Annotated in this window: 24 protein-coding genes; 10 read left to right on the top strand and 14 right to left on the bottom strand. The window is 59.1% G+C overall.

Annotation, left to right across the window (positions count from 1 at the left end):
* Positions 1–383 precede the first annotated feature (383 nt).
* The 3 genes from HF027_RS03805 (at position 384) to HF027_RS03795 (ending at position 4,349) form a co-directional block, all read left to right on the top strand.
* The gene (locus tag HF027_RS03805) at positions 384–1,763 is read left to right on the top strand and encodes an alanine/glycine:cation symporter family protein (RefSeq protein ID WP_168013048.1); all 1,380 of its coding nucleotides are present in this window, start codon (positions 384–386) and stop codon (positions 1,761–1,763) included.
* A 66-nt stretch (positions 1,764–1,829) separates the two neighbouring features.
* Positions 1,830–2,942 (top strand): glycine cleavage system aminomethyltransferase GcvT, encoded by a 1,113-nt coding sequence (gene gcvT / locus HF027_RS03800; RefSeq protein ID WP_168013046.1) that lies wholly within the window; start codon positions 1,830–1,832, stop codon positions 2,940–2,942.
* A gap of 927 nt (positions 2,943–3,869) precedes the next feature.
* Positions 3,870–4,349, top strand: coding sequence for an MgtC/SapB family protein (locus tag HF027_RS03795; RefSeq protein WP_168013044.1), 480 nt, complete (start codon positions 3,870–3,872; stop codon positions 4,347–4,349).
* 225 nt (positions 4,350–4,574) lie between these two features.
* Here HF027_RS03795 and HF027_RS15835 read toward each other — a convergent pair whose 3' ends face one another.
* On the bottom strand, positions 4,575–5,105 hold the full coding sequence (locus HF027_RS15835; RefSeq protein ID WP_425338663.1) for a diguanylate cyclase domain-containing protein: 531 nt from the start codon (positions 5,103–5,105) through the stop codon (positions 4,575–4,577).
* Between HF027_RS15835 and HF027_RS15550 the strand changes: the two genes are divergently transcribed.
* The 3 genes from HF027_RS15550 to HF027_RS03780 all read left to right on the top strand — a co-directional run bounded on the left by HF027_RS15550 (position 5,001) and on the right by HF027_RS03780 (position 7,279).
* A complete protein-coding gene (locus HF027_RS15550) occupies positions 5,001–5,216 on the top strand; it encodes a hypothetical protein (protein WP_245184478.1) in 216 nt (71 codons plus the stop codon). The two genes, HF027_RS15835 and HF027_RS15550, sit on opposite strands and share 105 nt — an antisense overlap.
* Positions 5,217–5,612: 396 nt before the next feature.
* Entirely contained in the window at positions 5,613–6,332 is a 720-nt protein-coding gene (locus HF027_RS03785; protein WP_168013040.1) for a Crp/Fnr family transcriptional regulator, read from the top strand.
* 212 nt (positions 6,333–6,544) lie between these two features.
* Positions 6,545–7,279, top strand: a complete 735-nt coding sequence (locus HF027_RS03780) for a Crp/Fnr family transcriptional regulator (protein WP_168013038.1) — start codon at positions 6,545–6,547, stop codon at positions 7,277–7,279.
* Between the two features lie 288 nt (positions 7,280–7,567).
* Here the strand turns inward: HF027_RS03780 and HF027_RS03775 are convergent, their stop codons facing one another.
* The 8 genes from HF027_RS03775 to HF027_RS03740 all read right to left on the bottom strand — a co-directional run bounded on the left by HF027_RS03775 (position 7,568) and on the right by HF027_RS03740 (position 16,647).
* Complete coding sequence (locus HF027_RS03775) at positions 7,568–8,854, bottom strand: cation:proton antiporter (protein ID WP_168013036.1); 1,287 nt, start codon at positions 8,852–8,854, stop codon at positions 7,568–7,570.
* A gap of 550 nt (positions 8,855–9,404) precedes the next feature.
* Positions 9,405–10,028, bottom strand: coding sequence for an alpha-ketoglutarate-dependent dioxygenase AlkB family protein (locus tag HF027_RS03770; protein ID WP_168013034.1), 624 nt, complete (start codon positions 10,026–10,028; stop codon positions 9,405–9,407).
* Positions 10,029–10,067: 39 nt separating this feature from the next.
* Positions 10,068–10,619, bottom strand: a complete 552-nt coding sequence (locus tag HF027_RS03765) for a phosphatase PAP2 family protein (RefSeq protein WP_168013032.1) — start codon at positions 10,617–10,619, stop codon at positions 10,068–10,070.
* The gene (locus tag HF027_RS03760; protein WP_168013030.1) at positions 10,591–11,745 is read right to left on the bottom strand and encodes a glycosyltransferase family 4 protein; all 1,155 of its coding nucleotides are present in this window, start codon (positions 11,743–11,745) and stop codon (positions 10,591–10,593) included. The genes HF027_RS03765 and HF027_RS03760 overlap by 29 nt, the downstream gene beginning before the upstream one ends.
* Positions 11,746–11,897: 152 nt before the next feature.
* Entirely contained in the window at positions 11,898–12,824 is a 927-nt protein-coding gene (locus tag HF027_RS03755) for a LysM peptidoglycan-binding domain-containing protein (RefSeq protein ID WP_168013028.1), read from the bottom strand.
* A complete protein-coding gene (locus HF027_RS03750) occupies positions 12,770–13,642 on the bottom strand; it encodes an acyltransferase (RefSeq protein ID WP_168013026.1) in 873 nt (290 codons plus the stop codon). Before HF027_RS03750 ends, HF027_RS03755 begins: the two co-directional genes overlap by 55 nt.
* Positions 13,643–13,770: 128 nt before the next feature.
* On the bottom strand, positions 13,771–15,720 hold the full coding sequence (locus HF027_RS03745) for an acetoacetate--CoA ligase (protein WP_168013024.1): 1,950 nt from the start codon (positions 15,718–15,720) through the stop codon (positions 13,771–13,773).
* A 24-nt stretch (positions 15,721–15,744) separates the two neighbouring features.
* Entirely contained in the window at positions 15,745–16,647 is a 903-nt protein-coding gene (locus HF027_RS03740; RefSeq protein WP_168013022.1) for a LysR family transcriptional regulator, read from the bottom strand.
* A 142-nt stretch (positions 16,648–16,789) separates the two neighbouring features.
* On the opposite strand from HF027_RS03740, the gene HF027_RS03735 reads away from it, so the two are divergent.
* The 3 genes from HF027_RS03735 (at position 16,790) to HF027_RS03725 (ending at position 20,114) form a co-directional block, all read left to right on the top strand.
* A complete protein-coding gene (locus HF027_RS03735) occupies positions 16,790–17,491 on the top strand; it encodes a CoA transferase subunit A (RefSeq protein ID WP_168013196.1) in 702 nt (233 codons plus the stop codon).
* 205 nt (positions 17,492–17,696) lie between these two features.
* Entirely contained in the window at positions 17,697–18,359 is a 663-nt protein-coding gene (locus tag HF027_RS03730) for a 3-oxoacid CoA-transferase subunit B (RefSeq protein WP_168013020.1), read from the top strand.
* A gap of 375 nt (positions 18,360–18,734) precedes the next feature.
* On the top strand, positions 18,735–20,114 hold the full coding sequence (locus HF027_RS03725; protein WP_245184475.1) for an MFS transporter: 1,380 nt from the start codon (positions 18,735–18,737) through the stop codon (positions 20,112–20,114).
* A gap of 71 nt (positions 20,115–20,185) precedes the next feature.
* Here the strand turns inward: HF027_RS03725 and trxA are convergent, their stop codons facing one another.
* From trxA to HF027_RS03700, 5 genes are all read right to left on the bottom strand, one after another.
* The gene (trxA, locus tag HF027_RS03720) at positions 20,186–20,509 is read right to left on the bottom strand and encodes a thioredoxin (protein WP_168013018.1); all 324 of its coding nucleotides are present in this window, start codon (positions 20,507–20,509) and stop codon (positions 20,186–20,188) included.
* 203 nt (positions 20,510–20,712) lie between these two features.
* On the bottom strand, positions 20,713–21,603 hold the full coding sequence (locus HF027_RS03715) for a DMT family transporter (protein WP_168013016.1): 891 nt from the start codon (positions 21,601–21,603) through the stop codon (positions 20,713–20,715).
* A 172-nt stretch (positions 21,604–21,775) separates the two neighbouring features.
* On the bottom strand, positions 21,776–22,543 hold the full coding sequence (locus HF027_RS03710; protein ID WP_168013014.1) for a VOC family protein: 768 nt from the start codon (positions 22,541–22,543) through the stop codon (positions 21,776–21,778).
* A gap of 169 nt (positions 22,544–22,712) precedes the next feature.
* Positions 22,713–22,988 (bottom strand): GrxA family glutaredoxin, encoded by a 276-nt coding sequence (locus HF027_RS03705; RefSeq protein WP_136254512.1) that lies wholly within the window; start codon positions 22,986–22,988, stop codon positions 22,713–22,715.
* A 154-nt stretch (positions 22,989–23,142) separates the two neighbouring features.
* Complete coding sequence (locus HF027_RS03700; RefSeq protein ID WP_168013012.1) at positions 23,143–23,964, bottom strand: inositol monophosphatase family protein; 822 nt, start codon at positions 23,962–23,964, stop codon at positions 23,143–23,145.
* Positions 23,965–24,185: 221 nt separating this feature from the next.
* Here HF027_RS03700 and hybE point away from each other — a divergent pair, with 221 nt between their 5' ends.
* Positions 24,186–24,650: a [NiFe]-hydrogenase assembly chaperone HybE gene (gene hybE, locus HF027_RS03695; protein WP_168013010.1), complete on the top strand. Its 465-nt coding sequence runs from the start codon at positions 24,186–24,188 to the stop codon at positions 24,648–24,650.
* The last annotated feature ends 14 nt before the right edge of the window (positions 24,651–24,664 follow it).

Here is a 24,664-nt window from a genome sequence, read left to right as displayed (position 1 = left end):
AGGCGATAAACCATCCGACAGCGGTATGACAACGTGTGAGCAGCGTTAATTTGCTCAGGGGCCCCATCAGCTATAAGGTTCTGTTGTTTCTGATAAGAAACAATTTCTCTGCAATCAATCGCGCAAGCGGGTGTCCGGTAAAAAGCCTCAAAGTAGAGAAAATACGGCCATTATCCTAGTATTTTAGACCAAATGGTAATGCTTAATGCTGCTTTTAGCGTAAATGGCAAAAAATTCCTGCTGGAAGGTGGAGTATGGCTGGTGGCTTCCGCTATGGTGTCGCTGGTTCGTCCATCGGCTTTCTACATCATCGTGCACTGGCGCTCCATTAGGCCTGATGCCATGCACCTAGGTGCTTAACAACAATTAATGGGAGAAAAACCTTGGAAGCAATCACTAGTATTTTTTCAGCGATAGAAGGCGTGGTGTGGGGGCCGCTGATGCTGGTCCTGCTGCTCGGGGTCGGCCTATATCTGCAGGCGGGCTTGAGGTTGATACCGATTCGTCGGTTGGGTACAGGCTTCTCACTACTCTGGAAAGGACGCGAAACAGGCAAGGGTGATGAGGACGAAGGCGAAGTCTCGCCATTTAACGCCCTGATGACCTCGCTATCAGCCACCATCGGCACCGGCAATATCGCCGGTGTGGCGACGGCCATCTTTCTCGGCGGCCCGGGTGCGGTCTTCTGGATGTGGATCACGGCGCTCGTCGGCATGGCCACCAAGTTTTCCGAGGCTGTGCTGGCAGTGCGTTATCGCGAGGTGGATGAAGCCGGTGATCACGTCGGTGGCCCGATGTATTACATCCGTAATGGTCTGGGCAAGAAGTGGGCCTGGCTGGGGGGCGCCTTTGCCTTCTTCGGTGCAGTAGCGGCCTTTGGCATTGGTAACACCGTGCAATCCAATTCGGTGGCAGCGGGTCTCAATGAGTCACTGGGTCTGCCGTACTGGATCACCGGTGTGGTGATCATGGTGTTGGCCGGTGCGGTGATCCTCGGCGGTATCCGCCGTATCGCCAAGGTGGCTGGCAAGCTGGTCCCGATCATGGCAGTTGCTTATATCCTTACCGGCATTGTGGTGCTGATTATCAACGCCGATGCCATTGGTGGTGCTTTAGGCATGATCTTTGGATATGCCTTCTCGCCGATTTCGGCGGCTGGCGGTTTTGCTGGTGCAGCCGTCGCCAAGGCCATCCAGTTTGGCGTGGCGCGTGGTGTCTTTTCCAATGAGGCAGGTCTTGGTAGTGCACCGATCGCGCATGCGGCGGCACAGACCAAGAACCCGGTGCGTCAGGGGCTTATCGCCATGCTTGGTACCTTCCTGGATACCATTGTGGTGTGCTCGATCACGGCACTGGCCATCCTGACGTCCACACAGTGGACCAGTGGCGAGACAGGCGCTGCCCTGACATCCCTGGCATTTGATGAATCCCTGCCGGGCATTGGGCAGTACATTGTGTCCTTTGCGCTGGCCGTGTTTGCCTTCACCACCATCCTCGGTTGGGCCTTCTACGGCGAAAAGTGCATCGAGTTTCTGTTCGGTGTCCGCGCCATCAAGCCGTATCGCGTCGTCTACATTCTTGCGATTCTTGCCGGTGCCGTGGCGCCGCTGGACTTCGTGTGGCTGATGGCCAGTGTATTCAATGCCATGATGGCCTTCCCCAACCTGATCGCGCTGGCACTGTTGTCGCCGGTTGTCTTCAAGTTGACCAAGGATTACTTCGATGGCAAGCCGGTCTTGCCGGGCGAAGAACTCAACAAGTGAGTCAATGCCGCGGCCATAAAATGGTCGCGGCATTTGCAGTAAGCAATGGAAGGATGAGCCGAGCCGATGAACGAACAACACAAGACACCGCTTCATGACCTGCATGTGGAACTCGGTGGCAAGATGGTGACCTTTGCCGGGTATTCCATGCCGGTGCAGTACCCCTTGGGGGTCAAGAAGGAGCACGAACATACCCGAGCGGCCTGCGGGCTGTTCGATGTCTCTCACATGGGCCAGGTGCTGATAACCGGCAGCGAGCCGGCCGCGGCGCTGGAGACGCTGGTTCCTGCGGACATTCTTGGCCTGCCCGAAGGTATGCAGCGCTATGCGCTATTCACCAACAACGAGGGCGGTATCCTCGATGATCTCATGGTGGTGAATGCCGGTGATCATCTTTATCTGGTGGTCAATGCCGCCTGCAAGGAGCAGGACATTGCGCACCTGCGAACTGGGCTAGGTGAAGATCATCAGGTCGAGGTGCTGGATCGTGGCCTCTTGGCGCTTCAGGGCCCCAAGGCTGCCAGTGTGATGGAGCGCCTGTGCCCAGCGGCCTGTGATTTGGTCTTCATGCAGCACGGTCGCTTCGAGATCGGAGGCATTCCGGTTTGGGTCAGCCGCTCGGGTTACACCGGCGAGGATGGGTTCGAGATCTCTGTGCCGGCAGAGCAAAGCGAGGCGTTGGCGCGTCTGCTTCTGGCCGAGCAAGAGGTCGAGGCCATTGGCCTGGGGGCACGCGACTCGCTGCGCCTGGAAGCCGGACTTTGCCTTTATGGCCATGATATCGATACTACCACCACGCCAGTCGAGGGTGGGCTGATTTGGGCCGTAAGTAAGCCGCGTCGCCGCGGCGGCGAGCGGGCCGGTGGCTTCCCTGGCGCTGATCTGGTGCTGCATCAGATCGAAGCCAAGGATCATCAACGCAAGCGGGTGGGCCTGTTGGGCGAGGGGCGCGCGCCGGTCCGTGAAGGGGCCGAGCTCTATGATGCTCAAGATCGCAAGATCGGTGTGGTCACCTCGGGTGGCTTCGGGCCCAGTGTCGGCAAACCTGTGGCCATGGGCTATGTCAGCATCGAACATGCCGTCGTCGACAGACAGGTGTTTGCAGATGTCCGCGGCAAGCGCCTGCCGATGACGGTGACCAAGATGCCGTTCGTAACGCCGGGGTATTATCGCGGCTGAGCGCACTTAATATACCGTTATCTTTTCAATATGCCACATGAGCCGCTTCCTTTGGGAGGCGGCTTTTCTATGAAGTCTTGGCGGCCCAGGGCCGGTTTCATGGATTTGCCCCAGCATTTACTGAGCGTCGGCGTCGCTGGTAGTGCCAGGGCGGTCGACTATCTGCAAAGCCTGGCAGAACTCCTGCCGTTCATAACTCCTCAGGGAGACTGTGTAGGTGTCATCGACACTGGTCAGCGCGATGTGACCGAACAGGAAGAGACCAGGAACACGAATCTTTTGAAGATGGTCACGAGGGCGTCTCCCGCAAGGTGGAGGCTTGACCGGCAGCCTCGCGGCTTCCGATGTCTTGCCACTCCACTCGCTCTCCGCTTGTCTCAAATAAGGCCGAGAACGGAGAGAACCACCACAACGATCACGACGGCGCCGACGATATAGACGATGTTGTGCATTAAGTAATCCTCTTTGGTGCATGGTCCTGTGCCAAGCTACTGCGAAGTGGCTCGTGTCATGGTAGCGTCGCCGTCCGTGCGACGCTTGGCGCAACTTCCTGTACAGGCCGTTCCCTTGCCTCACCCAAGATAATGATATGCGATTGGCGCCTTATCGACTGTGCGCTGGCGTACAGTGCGCCTCGCATCTGGGAAGTACGGTCTAATCGACTCTGCCACGGCAGTGATCTCGACAGGCTGCGCGGGACCAAGGATGCTCCCTTCCTGAGAATCAGTTTTTCGGGAAGATGAGACAGCCTGCGTCGGCTGCTCGGTCCAGTTCTCCACCAGCGCGGATATGCACTGGCATGGTCAGGAATACCCGGGTTTCAAGCTCAGTGGGTATGATGGTTCTCAGGGTGTGGAGTCGGCTGTTTTTTTGATCCATTTTATGGATTTCGGATGTACTTCACCCTATCTTTTCAGGAATAAGCAGATGGATTACATCGCCAGTATTATAAAGTCTGAGTTTTCGGATTTTAACGATTTGGGTGAGTTCGTTATTGTCGTGATTAGGTTATTGTTCGCTGCCCTCTTGGGTGGCCTGCTTGGGCTCGAACGAGAACAGCGTGGAAAGTCTGCCGGTATACGTACCCATATGTTGGTGTGCATGGGCGCTGCTCTATTTATATTTATCCCTCAGCAAGCGGGTATCTCGGATTCAGAAATGAGCCGTGTCATTCAAGGAGTGATTGCCGGCATCGGCTTTCTTTGTGCTGGATCTATCATCATCGGCAAGGATGACCAGGGCGCCACAGGGCTTACCACAGCGGCCGGTATTTGGTTCACTGCAGCCATTGGAATAGCCGTTGGCCTGGGACGCGAGCAAACCGCGGTGCTGTGTGCCGTGCTGGCTTGGATGGTACTGTATGTAATGCCCTTCTTGATTCGTTTAATGCGCAAGAAAATTCCATAATCCTGAACATTCAAACGTTATATTTTCAAAACATCGCAAGCAGGTGGCAGCCTCAACAGACTGAGACGTACTGCATTAGCAGGGCCACGACCCTGGCGGCATCTCAGTGGACCAGAGCCCACTCACTCTCTGTACACCTTCACGTAGTGCTGAAGCGGCCCTTGGGCGCCTTAATGTGTTTGCCTTAGTATGTACTGGCCTCTTCGTTGGCTGCCTGGTCCTCAACTAGAAGTCGAGAAGGCATTGCGAGGGCTGGAGGGGGAGATGCAGGCCCGGCTCCGTCCGCCTGCATTGAAGGGGGTGGGTATTCACCTCGGCCGTGAAGCAATGCTGACCATTCCGGCCATGTCGCTTGGCGTGATACATGGCAGTGTCGGCGTTGTGCATAAGGGTATCGGCATCTTCTGCATCATCCGGGTAGAGGCTGATACCGATGCTTAGTGTGATGAAGATTGCATGACCCTGGATGCAGTACGGCCTACCCAGGACGGCAAGCAGCTTTTCCGCGACCCGGGTGGCATCCTCGGGGCGCCTGATCTCGGCAAGAAGGACCACGAATTCGTCTCCGCCATGGCGACAGACGGTATCGATGTCGCGCATGCAGTCCTGGAGACGGCTCGCAACGGCCTGAAGGAGCATGTCCCCTAGGGCATGGCCGAGCGAATCATTGATGGGCTTGAAGGCGTCAAGGTCGAGAAAAAGCAGGGCGACCAAGTGCCTGTGCCGTCGGGCCAGGCCAATGGCGTCGAGAGCCACCCGAGCCCATGCCTTATCGGCATCCATGGCGGCTTCGATGTCCCATCTCGAAACGTCGGTCGCTTTTCGCTCGGGGAGGTCTTCCGTTCTCGGGGTGAGGCCTTGGCCTAACGGCTGCTCGGCATGGAAGGAAGTGGAGTTGAGCGGCGTTCTGCCGGTGTATTGAAACATCGAGTCGTCTCTCCATCTTGGAACTCATGGCCAATATCAGCGATGGTAGTGGCGTGACGGCGCCCCTTCCGTGCGGTAGCGTACGGATCATGGTCTTCGCTTATTGCGAGTCTGGCGGCGGGTGTGAGAGTACGTTGAGACTCACATGATTCAGCGTGACTAGCCTTTATTTCAATGGGTTATCGACTGCCTGGTGCTTTAGGGTAACCTTTGACCTGCTTTTTGACGTGATCCGAAGGGAGTCCGATAAGGCGTTCTAGTGGCTGTCTTGGTTCGTTGACCACCATCGGACAACTCCTCCCATAGGGTGGTTTGTTCGATCCGGGAGCGTCTCGCTTGGCCCTGCAAGATGACCCTCTTCAGAATCACCTGCTGGCGGCACTTCCGAGGGATGAATGCCAGCGCTTGTCGCCTCACCTTGAGCGAGTCGATCTGCGGCTGGGAGAATCGCTGGCCGAGTCGGGCAAGGTGATGCGCCATGTCTACTTCCCGACGAATGCCATCGTGTCGCTGCTATGCGTCATGGGCGATGGTGATTTGACTGAAATGACTGTTGTCGGTGTCGAGGGTATCGTCGGCATATCGCTGTTCATGGGCGGGGAAACCACGCCGAGTCGGGCCGTCGTGCAGAACGCTGGCAGTGCCTACCGTCTCAAGGGACAGCTACTGAAGGATGAATTCGGTCGCGCCACAACGCTTCAGTACCGATTGCTGCATTACACCCAGGCGCTGATTACCCAAATGTCACAGACGGCAGTATGCAACCGGCATCACAGCCTGGATCAGCAACTGTGTCGCTGGCTGTTGCTGAGCCTGGACCGATTGCCAACCAACGAACTGGTGATGACCCAGGAGCTGATTGCCAACATGCTCGGCGTCCGTCGAGAGGGTGTCACCGAATCAGCCGGAAAGCTGCAGAGGGCTGGACTGATTTCCTACCATCGCGGACGTATCAGTATCCTGGATAGGCCTGGCCTGGAAGAACGAGTCTGTGAGTGCTACTCAGTCGTCAAGAAGGAATATGATCGCCTGCTGTCCTATCATCGCCCCGTTTGATGGGCCCCTTGCCCTCGTTGCGCAGCATCGTATTCGAGCAGGATGTGTCCTTCGTGTGTCTCCTGGCGTACCGACGCCATGATGATAAGCATGCCACGCTTCTCTTGGTGGCTTATCGGTGATTGCCCGATCACCCTTGGCTGTCGCTGGCCTCGGAGCCTGGTGGATACTTGCCATGTGCCGATGGTCGGGTTGTCACCAGGAGCGAGCACATGCAGTCCTCTATCCCCAGTACGATGACCAATGCTCTGATCGAGAGCCTGTCACTTCAGGACAGGGTATCTTTTCTAGCCGACTGCGAGACTATCGACCTGACGTTCGGTGAGGTCATCACCGAGCCCGGTGGATCGATCCTGCATGTCTACTTCCCCCTCGACAGCTTCATTTCTCTGATTGCCAACCTGAGTGACAGGGATCGGTTGGAAGTGGCGATGGTGGGAAGTGAAGGCATGCTGGGGATCCCCTTGGCCCTGGGGCTCGATGAATCACCCTTGCGTGCCCTGGTGCAAGGCGCAGGGCCGGCTCTGCGGATGCCGGCGGCAGCCTTTTGTCGTCATCTGGAGCAGAGCCCTGCGCTTCAGGCGCTGATGAAGCGCTATCTCTATGTGCTGATGCACCAGCTCACACGTGTGGTGGGATGTACCCACTTTCATCAGGTCGAAGCCCGACTGGCGCGCTGGCTGTTGATGACCCAGGATCGTGCGCACTCCGATCTGCTGCATCTTACCCACGAATTTCTGGCCATGATGCTGGGGGTGCGCCGCGCCGGCATCACACTGGCCGCCATGTCGCTTCAGGGGCGACATTTGATCAGCTATCACCGTGGGGATATCACAGTGCTGGATCGGGTGGGCCTGATCGAGGCCTCCTGTGGCTGCTATGCTGCCGATCAAAGCATCTATCGTCGGGTCATGATTGAAGGACACACGCTAGCCGGTAAGCCATGACGGTAATTCGGCATGGCCATCATCGACATTGCTTTTGTTACCACCGGAGAGCTTTTTTCATTTTTTCAATACCCATTCTGCGTTTCAAATTACCCCGTAAATTCGATAACAACGAAGCCTTTACTCTCGGTAGCGCTTAACGTTTTTTATACTTGTGAGTCGTCAGGTTAGCCAGGTGGTGGCCATGGATTTCTATGTGCGCACCACCTGGCTAACCTGTCTGTTCGGTGAGCAGAACACCGTAGACGACGGGGCCAGGTAATTGAATATTCGAGGCTCAATATATCGCTAATGTTTAAGGTTCCGTGAACGCCAATAACGAGAAATAGCGGGCTTGACACTAATCCCGTGAACCAGGATCGATATGGCAACCACTACTAGGGTAAGGTGTATCAATTCCAGTGCTATGTCTTCTTGAATGCCGTGCTGGATGGCATACATCAGATAGTAAAGCGAGCCAATGCCACGCACTCCAAACCAGCCCATGAGGTGGCGCATACGCATGGATGATCTGCTTCCCAACATGCCAATATGAACACTGATAGGACGAACGACGAAAAATAGAAAGGCTGCGAAACCTACGGCTCGCCAACTCCAGGAGTCCCAGAAGAGCGAGCCACCTATCAGTAGAACCAATACAATTTCTGCCAGACGTTCGAGATGCTCATTGAATATCAACGAGCTTGCACTCACATGCGGTATAGGATGCGGTTCTCCATCTATACTTGCCTCGGCAGGTGATGAGTAATCTTGTTTGTATCCGGACAATTTCAATTCAGTATGGCGTAAAGCAACCGCAGCACTAAAAACGGCTAAAAAGCCCCATGCACCCACTAGCAGGCTGACTCCATAAGCAAATGCGATGAGTCCCAGGCCGAGGAAACTTTCTAGAAAGGAGGTACCTGCAAAGCGAGCGCGTATCCTGGTGACTAACCAACCGACACTAATGCCCGCCAAGATACCGATACCGATGCCTGCGCCGCTTGCCCAGAGCACGTCCACTGCCAGCCACCGCCACCCCCCATCGCCAAGGTCGTGGAGCCCCATCAACCCCAGACCGAGCATGACGAACGGAAAGGCGCTGCCGTCATTCATTCCGGCCTCGCAGGTCAATGAAAAACGTAGTTCGTCAGGGTCATCAGCGCTACGGACCTGCACCTCGGTCGCCAAAACAGGGTCAGTCGGTGCCACTACGGCACCTAGCAACACGGCGGCCCCAAGCGGTAAAGTGAGCCAGTAATAGCCGAAAAGTGTCACTAGTCCGACCGTGAGTGCCATCGATACTACCGCCAGTTGCATGGGGTTTTGCCATCGCTTCAGGCTCACTGGCGCTGGCATTTTTACGCCAGCACAATAGAGCGAAATCAGTACGGCAATCTCGGTCAGTAGCTCCAGTAACCCCGACTCTTCCAGCGGATTAAAATGGAAAAGCCCCAAGCCCATGGGGCCAACAATGCACCCGATGACAAGGTACACAATAGCGGAGGTGGCCGGCACGCTTTTGATATAGGAAAAAGTGAAACCCACTACCAAAAGCAGTGAGCCTAATAAGATAAACCAAGTGGCGGTTGTCATAGGTAAATCGGCCAGTGTTTTTGTTCGTTTAACTACGTAAGCCGAGAGATGGACCAATCCGCGAGCCTTCGCTGATCTTCCCCTCTGCGATGGCTGAAAAAATGACTCATCACCATAACACATGTTTCCACATGGTGGATTGTCATCTACATGAAAGGTCCAAGGATAGATGTCCTCCCCCGCGACCTGTATCTCGAAGTGTTTTCCCTTTTCGGTGGAAACTTCCAGACGGGGCTGCTAGGCAAAAAACCAGCTTTCGGGAACCCCTTTCTCATATATCTCGTCCCTTGAACTCTTGGATCTCATGACTTTCTTCCTATGAGATTGTTGACGCCCGTTCCTGGTGAACCCCGTCTCGTTTCCAGTCTAGCAGGTAATTCTTCCCTTCCCTCGATGATGCAATATAGTCTCCAAACCTTTGAGGCGAGCCCGACTATATTAAGCGTGATGCCGTAAGCTCATAGCTTTACAGCCCTCGGTCAGCGGACCCATGAATCAGGCGGGGTCAGGTGTTGTGCGAAACCGGAACGGGCGTGACGAGCGTGTACGCTCAGCGAGGATATACCTGGCGAAAGGTGAGGCTGATACGGAGGCCGGGCAGCTTGCGGGGTAGCAGAGCATGTTGCAGCTGACGCTGGGTGCCGGGGCCCATCACCAGCAGGCTGTCGTGGGGTAGCCAGACATTGAAAGCGGGCGCTCGCCGGTCTTGCCAGCGAAAGCGGAGGGGGCGCTCGGCGCCGAGACTTACCGCGGCGATCAGCGGGTCGTGACCCAGCTCTGGTTCGTTATCGCTGTGCCATCCCATGCGATCCTCACCATCGGCGTAGCGATTGAGCAGCACGCTGTTGAAGGTTGCAGGATGGCCGTTTGCTGCAAGCGTGCGTTCGATGGCGTGTTTGATGGCCTGAACGGCGGGGTGCCAGGGCTCAGGTGAAAACGTCTCACCGGAATAACGATAGGTGGCGTCTGAGTCGCCCATCCATAGCTGGCGGCGGGGTATCGGATGCTGGCGGCCGTATAGGGTGATACTGGGCCGCTGCCAGTGCAGTTGCCGGTCCACTTGCCCTAGCAGCGTATTGGCTCGCTCGAGGCCTAGCAGGCCAACCCCCAGCGATAAGGGTGGCGAATCGAGAAGGGTCTGCCAGGCTAGCGACCCGGAGAATAAGTCGTTCATGACCTCAGCTTGCCAGTCCTTGCTGCATCTGTCGCGGGGTCAGCCTGCCAGCGGCAAGAGCGCCAGGCTTGCTAAAGCAAACATGATGCCGATGACGCCGCCGCCGACGACATCACTGATGTAGTGAAGTCCCAGTCCGACCCGCGAGATCGCGATTAGGGTGGCAAGCGGGACCACGATCAAGAGCAACCAGGGAGTCGAAACGGCGGTTAGCACCGTGAACATCATCGCGTGCATGGTGTGGCCGCTGGGGAAGCTGTAACGGTCGCGGGGCGGCTCCGTACAGGGAATACACTCAAAGGTAATGGAAGGGCGCTCGCGACACAGTCGCGTCTTCAGCAGGCGGTAAACCAACAAGGCCACGACAGCCGTCAGACTGAATTGCACCAGTCGCTGCCATCCCTGGCCCGGGTCCAACAAGGGTTGCGCCATGATTAACAGGACCCAGGCGGGCCAATCGCCGACGCGACTGGCGAGCCGCAGTGTCACAAGCGACAGCAGCCGGGTATTACTGGCCAGGGCGAACCGGTGGCATAGCTTCCACTCGAGTGAGTCGAGGCGCTCAAAGACGGAGGGCGTTCGCGGCGTCATCGGATGTCTCCTTGAGTGAAAGCAGAATGCGCATGAAATCGTCGGTGATGCGATCCCAGCCCGTGGCGGCGACACGCTGCCGGGCCAGACGTCCTAGCTGTGCGTAGCTCGCCGGGTGCTGACACAGGGAGACGGCCTGCTCGATGAAGGCCGCCTCGTCGCCCACCGGGACCGTCAGCCCCTGCTCACCCGATGTAATCAGTTCGCTGGCGGCAGCATGGTCGAATGCCACGACCCCGAGACTGCTGGCCATGGCTTCAGCGACGACGTTGCCATAGGTCTCCGAGCAGGAGGGAAACACGAAGATATCGGCACTGGCGTAATGCCGGGCAAGGGATTCACGGTTGATGAAGCCGGTAAAGATGGCATTGGGCAGTCGCCTCTGCAGGTTGTCCCGCAATGGTCCATCACCCACCAGCACGGTGACCAGGTCTGGCTGAACCTGCTGCATGGCCTCCACGCTTTCGACCAGCAGGTCCAGGTTCTTCTCGCTGGCCATGCGCCCTACATGCAAGGCCACCGGCTGATGCTCAACGGCGCCCCAGCTCTCGCGAAGTGTCGCGTCGCGTTTGTCCGGTGAAAAGTGTCGGGCATCAATGCCGCGGCTCATCACCTGAACGTTGGCAAAGCCTTTGGCGCTCAGCGCCCTGACTTGTGCCGCGGTAGGCACCAGCGTCGCGCCGGTACGGTTATGGAAGTGGCGGAGTACCGCGGTGACCGAGCCTTCCAGCCAGCCAACGCCATAGTCGCTGGCATAGTGATCGAAATTGGTATGAAAGCCGCTGGCGACGGGCAGCCCCAGCCGTCTGGCCTGTCGCAGCGCCGACCAGCCCAGCGGGCCTTCGGTGGCGATATAGACCGCATCCGGTCGGCGAGCCTGCCAGAGACGTGCCAAGGCGCGCCCGGCGGGGAGGCCGATCTTGATGGCCTGGTAGCCGGGAAGGTGGAACCCACTTACCTGCAGTTCGTCATCGATCCCTTCTGCCCGGCTGCCGTTATCGGGCCGCGGGCGCACCAGCTGTAAGGTGATATGGCGTGCAGTAAGTTCGCGACTCAGGTGCCCTAGGGTGTGGGCCACCCCGTTAATGTCCGGCGACCAGGTATCGCTGACGAAGCAGATGCGCATAAGGCTCGTGTGTCCCGTTCATGAGGCGTGATATCAGGATCACGGCGGAGCATGACAGGACAGGGACCAATCCATGACGTCTAGATGACACCGAGTGGCGTCGGCCGTCGAAGGCGGTCAAGGCGCATGGCGGGCGCGCCTCGAAGCTTTTGCTAGCGAAGTACCCGGCGGGGATCGATCGGCTTACCGGCGCGGCGCATATCAAAGAGCAATTCATTGCCGCTATCGCCACTGCTTGTGCGGCAAACGGTGTGACCACGGCTGACGCTTTCCCCCGCACTGACCGACAGTGACCGACAGAGGGCATAGACACTCTGCAGATTATTGGCATGATGCACGATAACGACGCGGCCAAGCTGGCGCATGCTGCCGGCGAAACGCACTTCACCGTCAGCTACCGCACGGGCTTCATCAGAGCTGGCGCTTGACAGGATCATGGGCTGAAGGGTGCCGCGGGCGTCCTTGCCAAACGACCGGGTCACCTGGTGGTTGTCGATAGGCCAGGGCCAGCTGCCAGCCGAAGACGGCAAGGGGCCGCTGGGCGCGGAACGTTTTTGTGTGCTTGAGGCCGATGACCGGGATGAAGATGATGCACCAGACGAGGCGCTTCGGGACACGTTGGCATCATTCATCGGCACCTGGATCAGTTGGCCGACACGTAGCGACGATGCCGAGATACCGGGATTGCCGGCGCTCAGGCGACGGGTGCGGGTACCAAAGTGGCGGGCGATGCCCGCATAGGTATCGCCGGGGCGCACCTGGTAACGATAGGGGCCTCCGTAGGGGGCGCGTTCCTGGTGAGTGGGAATCAGCAGGCGTTGGCCAATGGCCAGAGAGCGAGCTTTCACGCCGGGGTTGAAGCGCTGTAGGCGTTCCAGGGGCACACCTGCCTGACTGGCCAATTCGCCCAGTGTGTCGCCTCGCTTCACACTGATCCAGTTGCCGGGCGTGACGGATTGATTCCAGCCGCCATGACCCGCACAGCCGACCAATAGCAGAGCGGTCAGGAACAGAACGGCAAGGTTCAGTCGCTGGCGTCGAGGGTCCGATCCTTGTGTTGCCACAGTTCGTTGATCCATGTCTGGAAGCGTTCCTTGTAATCCGGGTCCCGGTGATAATCGCCGCCCGGCATCCAGGCCGGTACCTCGAGTCGCCGCACGTTAACCCGAATGGCCCCCTCGCGACCGCAGAGAAAGCGCCAGAACGTCGGCTGGGGGCGCGAATAGACGATAGTGACATCGAGAATGCCGCTCAGTTGATGCCCCAGCAAGCCTATCACCTGGGCCGTGCCGCCGGCCTTGGGTCTCAGCAGGTGACGGTAGGGGCTCTGCTGAGCCGCATGCTTGGCTGGCGTCAAACGCGTACCTTCGACGAAGTTGTAGATCGCGGTCGGCATGTCCTGGGCGCGTTCGCACATGCGCTTGGTGGCCTCGCGATCACGTCGCGCCAGATCCGGGTTCTTCTCCATGGCTTCGCGGGAGTAACGTCCCATGAAGGGGAACTCCAATGCCCACCAGGCAAGCCCGATGATGGGAATCCAGATCAGTTCGCGTTTGATGAAAAAACGCGGGATCGGAATGCGCCGATGCAGCGCCATCTGCAGCATGAAAATGTCGGTCCAGCTTTGGTGATTGGCAAGCACCAGCCACCAGCGACCTGGACTGAGCCCGTCCGGACGGTCGATCTGCAGATCCGGCTTTAACCAGTGACGTATCCACCAGAGATTGAAGCCGATCCACTGCTCGGCAATGGCGTTCAGCCCCTTGAGTACCTGTCGGCGTAGCGGGCGCCCGGGCGTGATGATCTTGAGAAAAATCAGCGTGAGCAGCGGGATTGACCAGATCAACGTATTGATCACCAGCAGCAGCAGACTGACGAGTCCCTTGATGATCGACATACGTTCTCCTTCAACCACTTGGCTCAAGCCTCTAATGCTACTTCATGTCCCCGAGGCTGCCCAGCGGCGGCATCAACGCCACCGCCGCATTGAAGGGCGAACCCGGCGAGGGTTGAGTGGCCTGCCGCTTAGGATTGTAGGTCGGGTAGGTCTTCGAAGTGGCGAAGGGCGTCGGGATTGGCCAGAGCGTCCCGGTTCTTGACCGGACGCCCGTGCACCACGTTGCGGACCGCCAGCTCGACGATCTTGCCTGACAGGGTGCGCGGGATATCGGCCACCTGGAGGATCTTGGCGGGCACGTGGCGCGGGGTAGTATTGGCGCGAATGGTCTGGCGGATGCGCTCGCTCAGGGCGTCATCGAGCGTCAGGCCGTCGCGCAGCCGGACGAAGAGGATGACGCGGACGTCATCCTGCCAGTCCTGACCGATGCACAGCGACTCCAGGACCTCCTCGACTTTCTCGACCTGTCGATAGATCTCAGCGGTGCCAATGCGCACTCCACCCGGATTGAGGACGGCATCCGAGCGACCATGGATGATCAGGCCGTCCTCGGCGGTGATCTCGGCATAGTCGCCTTGCGACCAGATACCGGGGAAGGTGGAGAAATAGGCCTCCCGGTAACGTGCGTCTCCCGGATCATTCCAGAACCCGATGGGCATCGAGGGGAAGGGGCGGGTGCAGACCAGCTCGCCCTTCTCGCCGTATACCGGCTGAGCGTCATCGTCGACGACCGCGACCGCCATGCCGAGGCCTCGGCACTGTAGCTGGCCGCGGTACACCGGGCGGATCGGGCAGCCCAGGGCGAAGCAGGAGACGATGTCCGTGCCGCCGGAGATCGAGGCCAGCATCAGCTCTTGCTTGATCGCGTCATAGACGTAATCGAACGACTGGGGGAGCAGCGCCGAGCCGGTGGAAAGCAGGGCCCGCAGCTTGCCGAGATCGAACCGCTGTGCTGGCCTGAGTCCCTGTTTCTCGCAGGCCGACAGGTACTTGGCACTGGTGCCGAATACGCTGATGCCTTCTCGCTCAGCCAGTGACCAGAGTGACTTGGGATCCGGGGCGAACGGAGACCCGTCGTACAGTACCAGGCTGAGGCCGGTGGCAAGGCCCGAGACGAGCCAGTTCCACATCATCCAGCCGCAGGTCGTGTAGTAGAAAAGGACGTCGTCACTGCTCAGGTCCGTGTGCAGGCGATGCTCCTTGAGATGTTGCAGCAGGGTCCCGCCAGCGCTGTGCACGATGCACTTGGGTGTCCCCGTAGTGCCCGAGGAGTAGAGGATATAAAGCGGATGGGCGAAGGGCAGTGGCGTAAAGACCACCGTATCGGCATCGTTATCGAGAAACCGTGACCAGGCGATGGCGCCCTCGATGCCTGCCAGGTCCGGGTCATCATCGAGGAAGGGGAATACCACCACCGTCTCGAGCGAGGCGATCGCGTCCACGACCTCTGCCACGCGGTCGCGAATATCGATGGGCTTGCCCGTCCAGGTATAGCCGTCGGCGGCGATCAGTACCTTGGGTTCGATCTGTCCGAAGCGGTCGAGAAGGCCGTGAACGCCGAAATCCGGCGAGCAGGACGACCAGATCGCCCCGAGGCTGGCGCTGGCCAGCATGGCGATGACCGCGTGTCGGCCATTGGGCACGATCCCGGCGACCCGGTCGCCAGGCGCTACCCCTCGCACCTTGAGTGCCTGTGCCAGGCGAGCAACATCACGATACAGATCGGCATAGCTGACGAGCTGGCGTCGCCCGCGCTCGTCGCAGCAGATCAGCGCCGTGTGTTCGTCTCGGCGCCAGAGCAGGTTCTCCGCGAAGTTGAGACGGGCGTCGGGAAACCAGCGAGCCCCCGGCATGGCCGATGGCGATGCCAGCACGCGATCGCCCCGCGCCTCGGCGATGATGCCAAATTCGTCCCACAGCAGGGACCAGAAGGCGTCTAGACGCTCGATGCTGAAGGCGTGAAGGGTGGCGTAGTCATCGAGGGTCACGCCGTGCTCGGCCTCGATGCGGCGCATCAGGGTGGCCATCCGGGTGGCTGCGATGGTATCCGGGCTGGGCTGCCAGAGGCGTGTCGACATGGCTATCTTCCTCGACTGGAAATATCACTCCGAGCATAGCACCGGCGTCGAGACGGTTCCCTTCAGCACCTCGGCCAGCGCCTGGGCGGCCACCGACAGCTTGCGATCCTTGGGCGACAGCAAGCCGACCTCGTGGGCGATTACCGGGCCATGCAGGGGCAGACAGCGGGCGCCCAGGGCCTGCATCTGGGGGGTGCATAGCGAGGGCACGGCGCTCACCCCGAGCCCGCTGGCGACCATGCGGCCGACCGTCGCAAGCTGGTGACTCTCGAAGGCCACTGACAGGCCGACGCCCTGAGCGGCCAGCTCCTGCTCGAGCAGGCGGCGCACCATCGAGGGACGCTGCAGGGCAATCAGGTCTTCCTCGAGCAACGCCGACCAGGCCAGGGAGGTCTCGTTGGCAAGCGCTGAGGCGGCGGGGACCACGGCCACGAAGTGGTCCCTGAACAGGGGGGTGAAGGCCAGACCATCGGTGGCCTCGGGGGCGAAGGCGATCCCCAGCTCGACGCGCTCACGGCGCACCATCTCGATGACCTCCTCGTTGATGACGTCATGGACGGTGACATTGATGCGCGGGAAGCGCGCGCGGAAGGCCATCAGCGCATCGGGCAGCAGGTTACCGGCGAAGGACGGCATGGCGGCGATCGCGACGCGGCCTAGTTCCAGCGTGAAATGCTGGCGCAGGCGTTCCTCGGTGTTGTCCCAGTCGGCGAGCAGGCGCTTGGCCAGCGGGACCAGGACTTCGCCTTCCGGTGTCAGGCTGACCCGACGGGTGCTGCGAATCAGGAGTGGGCCGCCGAGGCTGTCTTCCAGGCCCTTGATGGTGAGGCTCAAGGCCGGCTGGGAGAGGTGCAGGCGATCGCAGGCCCGGGTGAAGCTCAGGGTCTGGGCCACGGCAAGAAAGGCGCGTAGCTGCTTGACGGTCATGGGGTCACCCGAAGGCTGGCAGTTAAACTCATTGTAAAAACAAAACAATCAATAAATAAAACAAACTTAACAAATAGATCGTCTTGCCACGACACTGGCGATGACTCGACAACCATCACTCTTCAACCATCGAGGCAGCGATATGGCCGGATTCGACAAGCGTGTTTACTCCTACGAAGAGGCAATGGCCGGGCTCGAGAGCGGCATGACCGTGATCGCCGGCGGGTTCGGCCTCTGCGGCATTCCCGAGAACCTGATCGCTGAGATCAAGCACCGCGGCGTCAAGGACTTGACCGTCTATTCGAACAACTGCGGCGTCGATGGCTTCGGCCTCGGTCTGCTGCTGGAGGACAAGCAGATCCGCGAGATCCATGCCTCCTACGTGGGCGAGAACGCCCTCTTCGAGCAGCAGATGCTGGAAGACGAGATCAAGGTCGTGCTGACGCCCCAGGGTACCCTGGCCGAGAAGATGCGCGCCGGCGGCGCCGGCATTCCTGCCTTCTATACCGCCACCGGCTACGGCACGCCGATCGGCGAGGGCAAGGAGGTGCGCGAGTTCAACGGCCGTCACTATATTCTCGAGGAGTCGGTGGTGGGGGATTTCGCCATCGTCAAGGGTTGGAAGGCCGACCGCTACGGCAATGTGGTCTATCGCGACACGGCCCAGAACTTCAATCCGCTGGCCGCCACCGCTGGCAAGATTACTGTGGTCGAGGTCGAGGAGATCGTCGAGCCGGGAGAGCTCGCGCCCGACCAGATCCATACCCCGGGCATCTATGTCGACCGCCTCATCCAGGGCAGCTTCGAAAAGCGCATCGAGAAGCGCACCGTCCACCAGGGCTGAGCGTTTTTCTCCCTCTCCAGGACGTGCGCCGCTGGAAGGTGCGAGAGGCGACCGGGACAGATCATAGAGGAGGTCCGACGCCATGGATGGCGTCGGTAGCGCCCAAGGAAGGGTTCACAGCGCCTCCTCGTAGATCTGTCGCCGGCATCGGCCTCGAGCGGGGTCCACTGGCGCTTATCCCTTACAAGATACAAGAGGCAACAAGATGGCACTGACTCGCGAACAAATGGCAATGCGCGTGGCGCGCGAACTCGAAGACGGCTTCTACGTCAACCTGGGCATCGGCATTCCCACCCTGGTGGCCAACTATGTGCCGGACGATATCGACGTGATGCTGCAGTCCGAGAATGGTCTGCTCGGCATGGGGCGCTTCCCCACCGAGGACGAGGTGGATGCGGACATGATCAACGCCGGCAAGCAGACCGTCACGGCTCGTCACGGCGCGGCGATCTTCTCCTCGGCGGAATCCTTCGCGATGATCCGCGGCGGCCATGTCGACCTGACGGTGCTGGGCGCCTTCGAGGTCGACCAGCACGGCAACATCGCCTCCTGGATGATTCCGGGCAAGCTGATCAAGGGCATGGGCGGTGCCATGGATCTGGTGGCTGGCGCAGAGAACATCATCTGCACCATGACGCACGCCTCCAAGCATGGTGAATCCAAGCTGCTCGAGCAGTGCAATCTGCCGCTGACCGGGGCGGGCTGCATCAACCGGGTGTTGACCGATCTGGCCTATCTCGAGATCAAGGATGGCGCCTTCCATCTCGTCGAGCGTGCCCCCGGCGTCAGCGTCGAGGAAATCGTCGAGAAGACCGCCGGCACGCTGGTGGTGCCCGACCATGTGCCGGAGATGACCTTCGAGGCTTGATGATCTAGCCATCTCAGGTTCCCCCTGAGACGGACATGTGATCCGCCTGAGCCCAGGTGCCGAGTAGCGGCCCTGGGCTTTTTCGTGTCTCGCTCGCTATCGGGTTATTGAACGCGGTGGTGAAAAACTAACCATGATGAGAATGACTGCCCAGTGTCAGGTGCCGATCACGGCTCTCCCGTGATTTTTCACAGTGTTATCCACAGAATCTGTGCATAAGTTCCCCCGGACTGGAAAGTCCTCGCTAAGTCAGTAGAATGCGCTCCGTCCTTCCAGCCTCCCTGATGCGGGCTATTCATGCTTCCGTGCAGGGGCCCGTCGACCCATCAGATCGGCGCTTAGGCGTGACGTTTCATGGTCATCGTCATGAGGCGCATGAGGACCTTTTGTCGTTACTGGGGAGAGTGTTTGGTGCGTAGTTTGCCGGCAACACTGCCGATCCTGTTCGTCTGTGAGATCAGCTTTCTGCTGGGCCATGGCTTGATCATGACCCTGCTTGGCGTACGCATGTCGCTTGAGGGCTTTCCCTCGCAGATGGCGGGTCTTCTGATGTCGAGCTTTTCGTTCGGCTTCGTGATCGGCAGCTACTGGCTCGAGAAACGCATTCGCGCGGTGGGGCATATCCGCGTCTTCGCGGCCTGTGCGGCCACCTTGGCGGTCACTGCCATGCTGCATGGCCTTTGGGTCAATCCCTGGGCATGGCTTGCATGGCGCGTGTTCGGCGGCGGGGCGACGGCGGGCCTGTTGATGGTCATGGAATCCTGGGTGTCCGGCGAGTCCAGCAATGATAACCGTGGCAAGGTGTTGGGCTGGTACCTGGTGTGCTCGACGCTCTCGCTTGCCGGCGGGCAGTGGCTCCTCAATACGGCGGATCCCGCCACCATGGTGTTGTTCTCGGTCGCGGGCATGTTGTTCGCCATGTCGCTGGTGCCACTATCGATCCATCGTATTCATGGTCCAAAGGCGGCCCAGGAGCTCAAGCCTCAGAAGATCAAGATTCGGGAATTGTTCAAGCGTGCGCCAGTGGGCCTGGTCGGCGCCTTCACGGCAGGCTTGATGGTGCAGGCCTTCTTCGCCATGACGCCCTATTATGGTCAGGAAATCGGCCTGTCGACTGCCCAGACCGCCCAGTTCATGGCCATTACCACCCTGGTGGCGCTCTTTGCCCAGTGGGGACTGGGCCGGCTGTCCGACCGTATCGATCGGCGCAAGGTGATTCTTGCCATGGCGGCGATCATGGCCGTTTCCGGGGCCTTCATCTCGGTGGCCGCGAGGGCCGACTACCTGATGCTGCTGGTGGTGGCGAGTTTCCATACCGCCATGTTGCACACGTTGTACTCGCTTAGCCTGGCCCATACCAACGATTGGTTGGAACCTGAAGAGATCGTGGCGGCCAACGGCAAGCTGATGATGGCCTACGGTGTTGGCTCGATCGTGGGGCCCTTCGGTGCCTCGATTGTGATGCACTTTGTCGGCCCCGATGGCCTCTGGTTCTTCCTCGGCGCCGTCGCCCTGTCGCTTGCCGCTTTCATCAGCCTGCGGCTGCTGATTCGCCGTGGCAGGGCCAGAGAAGCTGTCTCACAGGAGCCCTTTGTGGCCATGCCGGTGTTGGAGACCCAACACTATCTGAATGAGCTCGACCCGCGACATGAGCCTGTGCAGTTCGAGTTGGACTTGCAGGGTGAATGGCTGACCGATGAAGATCGGTATCCTCGCGGCAGGGGCAAGCTCGATCAGGCCACCTCAGCGGCTTGAATGCGTCGCCACAAAAACGCCCAGGCGTGCATGGCACGGCCTGGGCGTATCACGAGAATGGGACGTGATGCTTACCTGTGACGGGCAATCATTTCCTCGAAGCTTTCCTTCGGTTGCACGCCAGTGAGGGCTTCCACTTTGCTACCTTCCTTGAACAGGGCAATGGTCGGCAGGCCACGGACGCCATTCTTGGCGGCGAGGTCAGGGGCGTCATCCACGTTGATGGTGACGACCTTCAGAGCATCGCCTTGCTCTTCGGCAATAGATTCAACGACCGGGTCGAGCATTTTGCAGGGGCCACACCAGGGCGCCCAGAACTTCACCAGCACCGGCGTGCTGCTCTCGATGACGTCTTCTGTGTAGTTGCTGTCGGTCACTGCGGTCAGGTTGGCCATGAATCGCTCTCCTTGGATGTTGCGTGTCGCGTCATACCGGATGTCGTGTTAGGCATTGTGTGACGCCAAACGCCATACCCTACCGCTTTCGCCCCTTTGTTCGCAAGCTAATATTTTCAGCCACTTTTAATCCTCATATGCGGGAAAAAGACCCTATCTTGGCCCTGGTTTAGGCAATGCGCTTGGCAGTGTTCCTGAGGGCGTTACGCGGGTCTGTTGCCTCGCACAGGCAGGACCTCTAGCAGGCCTGCAAGAAGCACGATGATCCCCCCTACGACTTCGATGCTATGCAGTGTCTCATTGGCAAAGATTGCCGCAGATACGGCGCCTATCAGCACTTCGGTCATTAACAGGATGCTGACTCTCGCGGGCTCAAGGCGAACGGTCGCCCACATCAAGCCGACAAGGGTCAGCCCCCACCACAGCCCACCGGTCAAGAAGGCCAGGCCCGCTATGCTCATGGCGTGATGAGTGGGAAACGTCGGTGCCGGCTCAAGGAAGGGTGCCAGGGCAAGCGCCGTCATAGCGGCACCAACAGCAAAGACAAAGGCCGAGGGCAGGGCCGCAATGTCTGAGCGGGTGCGCATGCCGGTCGTTGAGAAGGACCAGAGGATGCCGGCAATCAATGACATCCATTCGCCAGCCCCGCGTGGCAGAGGGAGACCGCCACCGGCGCCCAACATCAAGGCCAGCCCTGTCAGTCCCAGGACAATCGCCACAATGCGCAATCGAGGGGTAGGCCACCCCATCAGATAGCGACCTATCAGCGTGCTCCAGACCGGGCTTAGAAACCAGAGCAGGATGATGATGGCGACGCGCCCATAGATGAAGCCGATGGAGTAGAGGGCGAAGGCCGCCCCACCCATGGCGATCGATATCAAGGCAATGGGCGATGCCTGCGCCAGCTGCTGGCGCTCTCTGATGGCAAAGGGCAGGAGCAGGATCACGGTGGCGACGGTGATGGCGACGGTTCCCCAGGCGCCAGGCAGCCCCATATCGCCCAGGGTGCGAACCGGCAGCCAATAGAAGCCCCAGAGCCCTCCCGTTATCAGCACAATAGCGGAGGCGAGCAGTGTGCGCTGATCGTTTTGCATGAAGTCGTCTCTTGCTCAAGTGAAGGAGTGCGCGCGACTGTAAGTAGGGTACGCGCATAACTCAACCTGTCACACAGAGCGCGACGCTGGTGCCATCATGGCGTCAGGGTTGGGTACGTTCTGGGGGCGTGAAGGCGCGCCCCTATGGAGCGCGAAGGAGGCGGTTACCAGATCAGGCGATTTCGCAGCGCGTGTGCTGGGGCAAGAGCAGCTGTGCTGAGCGGTCATGATTGTTCGGTATACATGGCTGGATCAGCGCCAAGCCACCGAGGGTAACACGGTGTTCATCCCCGCCGGCGAAGGCAAAGCGCTGTGAACAGGTGGGATAAAAGCGGTAGTTGAGCAATGCCGATACCGGAAAAACACCGTGATGGCGGTCGTTACTGCCATCCAAGCCTGCCTGTTCGAGCTGCATGTCCAGCGTGGTGAGGTCGTTACCCAGGCGCCCACAGTCGAAGCCGACGTGATGGAGTCTTGGCCCCATCACGGCAAGCCATGCCGCTAGTGGATGCATGCGCTGCAAGAGACAGAAGGTATTCCACTCGGGCATTGGCCAGGGACGACCATTCGCCAGCAGGTTCTGGTCAGAGGTGTCTGCTGGGTGCGCTTTTTCGACCAGCGCCTGAAGAATATCCCGTGGCTCTTTCGTCAAGGTGCCTAGCTGCAGCTCACCCAGGACTAACCAGGGCCCATCATCGGGTGGGGCATAAAGCGAGACCAGCAGACCACGATCCGCCATGGCATGTCGCTCGACAGTTCGATAGCCAAACTTGAGGAGTGTCGGGGAGAGGTTGTCGGCGGCGAAGGGGCCGTGATTCAGCGTCAGCAGTGCGAGGAACTCGGGTTCACTGCCGACCGGCCATAGGCGAAGGCCGCCGATCTCTGGATGTAGATGGATGAAGTCCAGCCACAATTGCTGGAGAAACTCTTGACGTTGCATCGGACGCTCTCCCTGACGTCGAGCCCTTGGGTGTCTCGCTGAGTATAGGTGCAGCGAGCTTTGGGGCATTCAACGCGAGCGGAACGCATACCTTGTACGCCGGCCTTTCCTCCCTAAACGAACGAAGCCGCCCTCAGGCGGCTTCAAGCAGTCAGTGCATGCCGTGATATTACTGCGTTGTGCTTTCCGGCATCAGCTCGTTATCGCTGACATACTGGTTGAATTCGGTGAAACCACCCACGTGGGTTTGATCGATGAAGATCTGCGGCACGGTTTCGACAGGCTTGCCAATGGTCTTTTCCATATCGGCCTTGCTGATGCCTTCTTCATGGATATCAACGTAGCGATAACCGCCAATGGCGCCGACATCGCTCAACTTGTCAGCCAGCTCTTTGGCGCGTACGCAGAAGGGGCAACCGGGGCGACCGAAGATAACAACAAACATTTATGGCTCCTTGAAATAAGGCTAATGAGTGGCAAGGGATGTGTTGAGTTGGGCACATTGTTCCCCAATGCGCCTTAGGATGCCAATAGAGTATGGCTACATAAATTATTGCACGCTGCTATGGATTGAGCGCTGGCGTTGAGTGCCTGGCGAATCAGCCGGTCTCGTGACGGTCTTCATCCGCGCGAATCAATAGCTTGGCCAAGTCACCGTGAATATCCGGGGCACTCACCAGCAGGTTTTCTCCATAGAGATCCTCTGGAATGCTAGATGGGCAGTCGTAGAGGTGTCCGGTTCGCGCACCACCTTCGCGGGCAATCAGAACGCCGGCCGCAAAATCCCAGGGAGAGACACTCTCGTAATAGGCATCCATGCGACCGCAGGCCACATCGCATAAGTCCAGTGCGGCAGCACCGTTGCGACGAACATCCTGACAGTGCTCAAGCACGGCGGATAGACGACGGATCAGCGGTGGTCGACTATCCCGACGATAGGGAAAGCCGGTTGCGACCAGGCTTTGGGTCAACTGTGAGGCGCGGCTGACACGGATACGCTCGCCGTTGCGCCATGCACCCTGGCCGCGCACGGCGGTAAAGGTTTCTCCGAGGAAAGGGGCGTGGACGACCCCCATCTCTATCTTGCCATCCTCCACCCAGGCAATAGACACGGCGACGTGGGACAGGCCATGCGCAAAATTGACGGTGCCATCGATGGGATCCACCACCCAGAGGGGGCCAGACTGTTCGATGGCGCCTCGGTCTGGCGAGAGTTCTTCGGTCAGGCGTGCTTCGTCGGGGAAGTGCTGGTCGAGGGCGCGACTAATCAGTGTATCGACGGCGACGTCGGTGTCGGTCACCAATTCGCTTCCCGCCTTGTAGCGTTGAGAGAAGTCCTGGGACTGACGGGCATCGATGATGGCCTGGCCGGCCTGCTTGGCGATATCAATGGCGATCTCGAGGCGTTGGTCAGTCTGCATGGCGGCTCCGCGTCGGGCATTAGCGTTGATAAGGGAGAATGCAGGTATTCTAGCAGTCTCATGGCTCAGTCGCTGCCGTGCGAAACGCACAGAGATAGTATTTGAGAGAGCACGTGAGAGAGTACGTGAGAGAGTACTTGAGATTGCCCAGCGGATCGCTTCATCATGCGGTCGATTTGATGCACGCCAGATAGGAAACGCTCAGTGATGAAAGTCGTGTCATGCAAGCCTTAATGCCGTCGGATTATGCCCGCCTTCAGCGGTTGGCCGAGCGTTATTACGCGACTCACGTGTCGACATTCAAGACGGCCAAGGCGCGCAATCCGCATCTCGGCGTTGATATGTTGTGTTTTCAACCTTTTGGCAACGCCTTATGTGGAGCGCTGATCACACCCTTATCGCTTTCGCTGGCGGTAGTCATGCCCGCTGATGCCCCATCCGAGGCTGAAGCGGCTGAGTGCACCATTGCCTTGCCCGGGGGCTATTATCTTTTCGTGGCCGAGAGGGTCGATGACGAGCACTGGCTATGGCGCTGTGAGCTGCTCGATGATCTTCGCCACCTGACCTCCATGCAGGATGCCAGCCGTTTGGCGCAACATTTGATGGAGCGTGTGATGGCATCACCGATGGATGACTCTTCCGGCGTGCATAACGAGGCTGAGGCGCACCACAACCCGCCTCGCTAGGGCTCTCCGACACA

Source organism: Halomonas salinarum (assembly GCF_012062845.1).
Taxonomy (GTDB): Bacteria; Pseudomonadota; Gammaproteobacteria; order Pseudomonadales; family Halomonadaceae; genus Onishia; species Onishia salinarum.
This window is presented reverse-complemented; position numbering and strand designations above follow the sequence as displayed.

Coding starts and splice junctions, on each gene's coding strand:
- HF027_RS03725 (WP_245184475.1), top strand. CDS start 18,735: ATGAGGACCTTTTGTCGTTACTGGGGAGAGTGTTTGGTGCGTAGTTTG.
- trxA (WP_168013018.1), bottom strand. CDS start 20,509: ATGGCCAACCTGACCGCAGTGACCGACAGCAACTACACAGAAGACGTC.
- HF027_RS03735 (WP_168013196.1), top strand. CDS start 16,790: ATGGCCGGATTCGACAAGCGTGTTTACTCCTACGAAGAGGCAATGGCC.
- HF027_RS03700 (WP_168013012.1), bottom strand. CDS start 23,964: ATGCAGACTGACCAACGCCTCGAGATCGCCATTGATATCGCCAAGCAG.
- HF027_RS03710 (WP_168013014.1), bottom strand. CDS start 22,543: ATGCAACGTCAAGAGTTTCTCCAGCAATTGTGGCTGGACTTCATCCAT.
- HF027_RS03780 (WP_168013038.1), top strand. CDS start 6,545: ATGCAGTCCTCTATCCCCAGTACGATGACCAATGCTCTGATCGAGAGC.
- HF027_RS03715 (WP_168013016.1), bottom strand. CDS start 21,603: ATGCAAAACGATCAGCGCACACTGCTCGCCTCCGCTATTGTGCTGATA.
- HF027_RS15550 (WP_245184478.1), top strand. CDS start 5,001: ATGGCCGAGCGAATCATTGATGGGCTTGAAGGCGTCAAGGTCGAGAAA.
- HF027_RS03795 (WP_168013044.1), top strand. CDS start 3,870: ATGGATTACATCGCCAGTATTATAAAGTCTGAGTTTTCGGATTTTAAC.
- HF027_RS03765 (WP_168013032.1), bottom strand. CDS start 10,619: ATGACGCCGCGAACGCCCTCCGTCTTTGAGCGCCTCGACTCACTCGAG.
- HF027_RS03740 (WP_168013022.1), bottom strand. CDS start 16,647: ATGACCGTCAAGCAGCTACGCGCCTTTCTTGCCGTGGCCCAGACCCTG.
- HF027_RS03705 (WP_136254512.1), bottom strand. CDS start 22,988: ATGTTTGTTGTTATCTTCGGTCGCCCCGGTTGCCCCTTCTGCGTACGC.
- HF027_RS03745 (WP_168013024.1), bottom strand. CDS start 15,720: ATGTCGACACGCCTCTGGCAGCCCAGCCCGGATACCATCGCAGCCACC.
- HF027_RS03750 (WP_168013026.1), bottom strand. CDS start 13,642: ATGTCGATCATCAAGGGACTCGTCAGTCTGCTGCTGCTGGTGATCAAT.
- HF027_RS03730 (WP_168013020.1), top strand. CDS start 17,697: ATGGCACTGACTCGCGAACAAATGGCAATGCGCGTGGCGCGCGAACTC.
- gcvT (WP_168013046.1), top strand. CDS start 1,830: ATGAACGAACAACACAAGACACCGCTTCATGACCTGCATGTGGAACTC.
- HF027_RS03755 (WP_168013028.1), bottom strand. CDS start 12,824: ATGGATCAACGAACTGTGGCAACACAAGGATCGGACCCTCGACGCCAG.
- HF027_RS03760 (WP_168013030.1), bottom strand. CDS start 11,745: ATGCGCATCTGCTTCGTCAGCGATACCTGGTCGCCGGACATTAACGGG.
- HF027_RS03775 (WP_168013036.1), bottom strand. CDS start 8,854: ATGACAACCGCCACTTGGTTTATCTTATTAGGCTCACTGCTTTTGGTA.
- HF027_RS03770 (WP_168013034.1), bottom strand. CDS start 10,028: ATGAACGACTTATTCTCCGGGTCGCTAGCCTGGCAGACCCTTCTCGAT.
- hybE (WP_168013010.1), top strand. CDS start 24,186: ATGCAAGCCTTAATGCCGTCGGATTATGCCCGCCTTCAGCGGTTGGCC.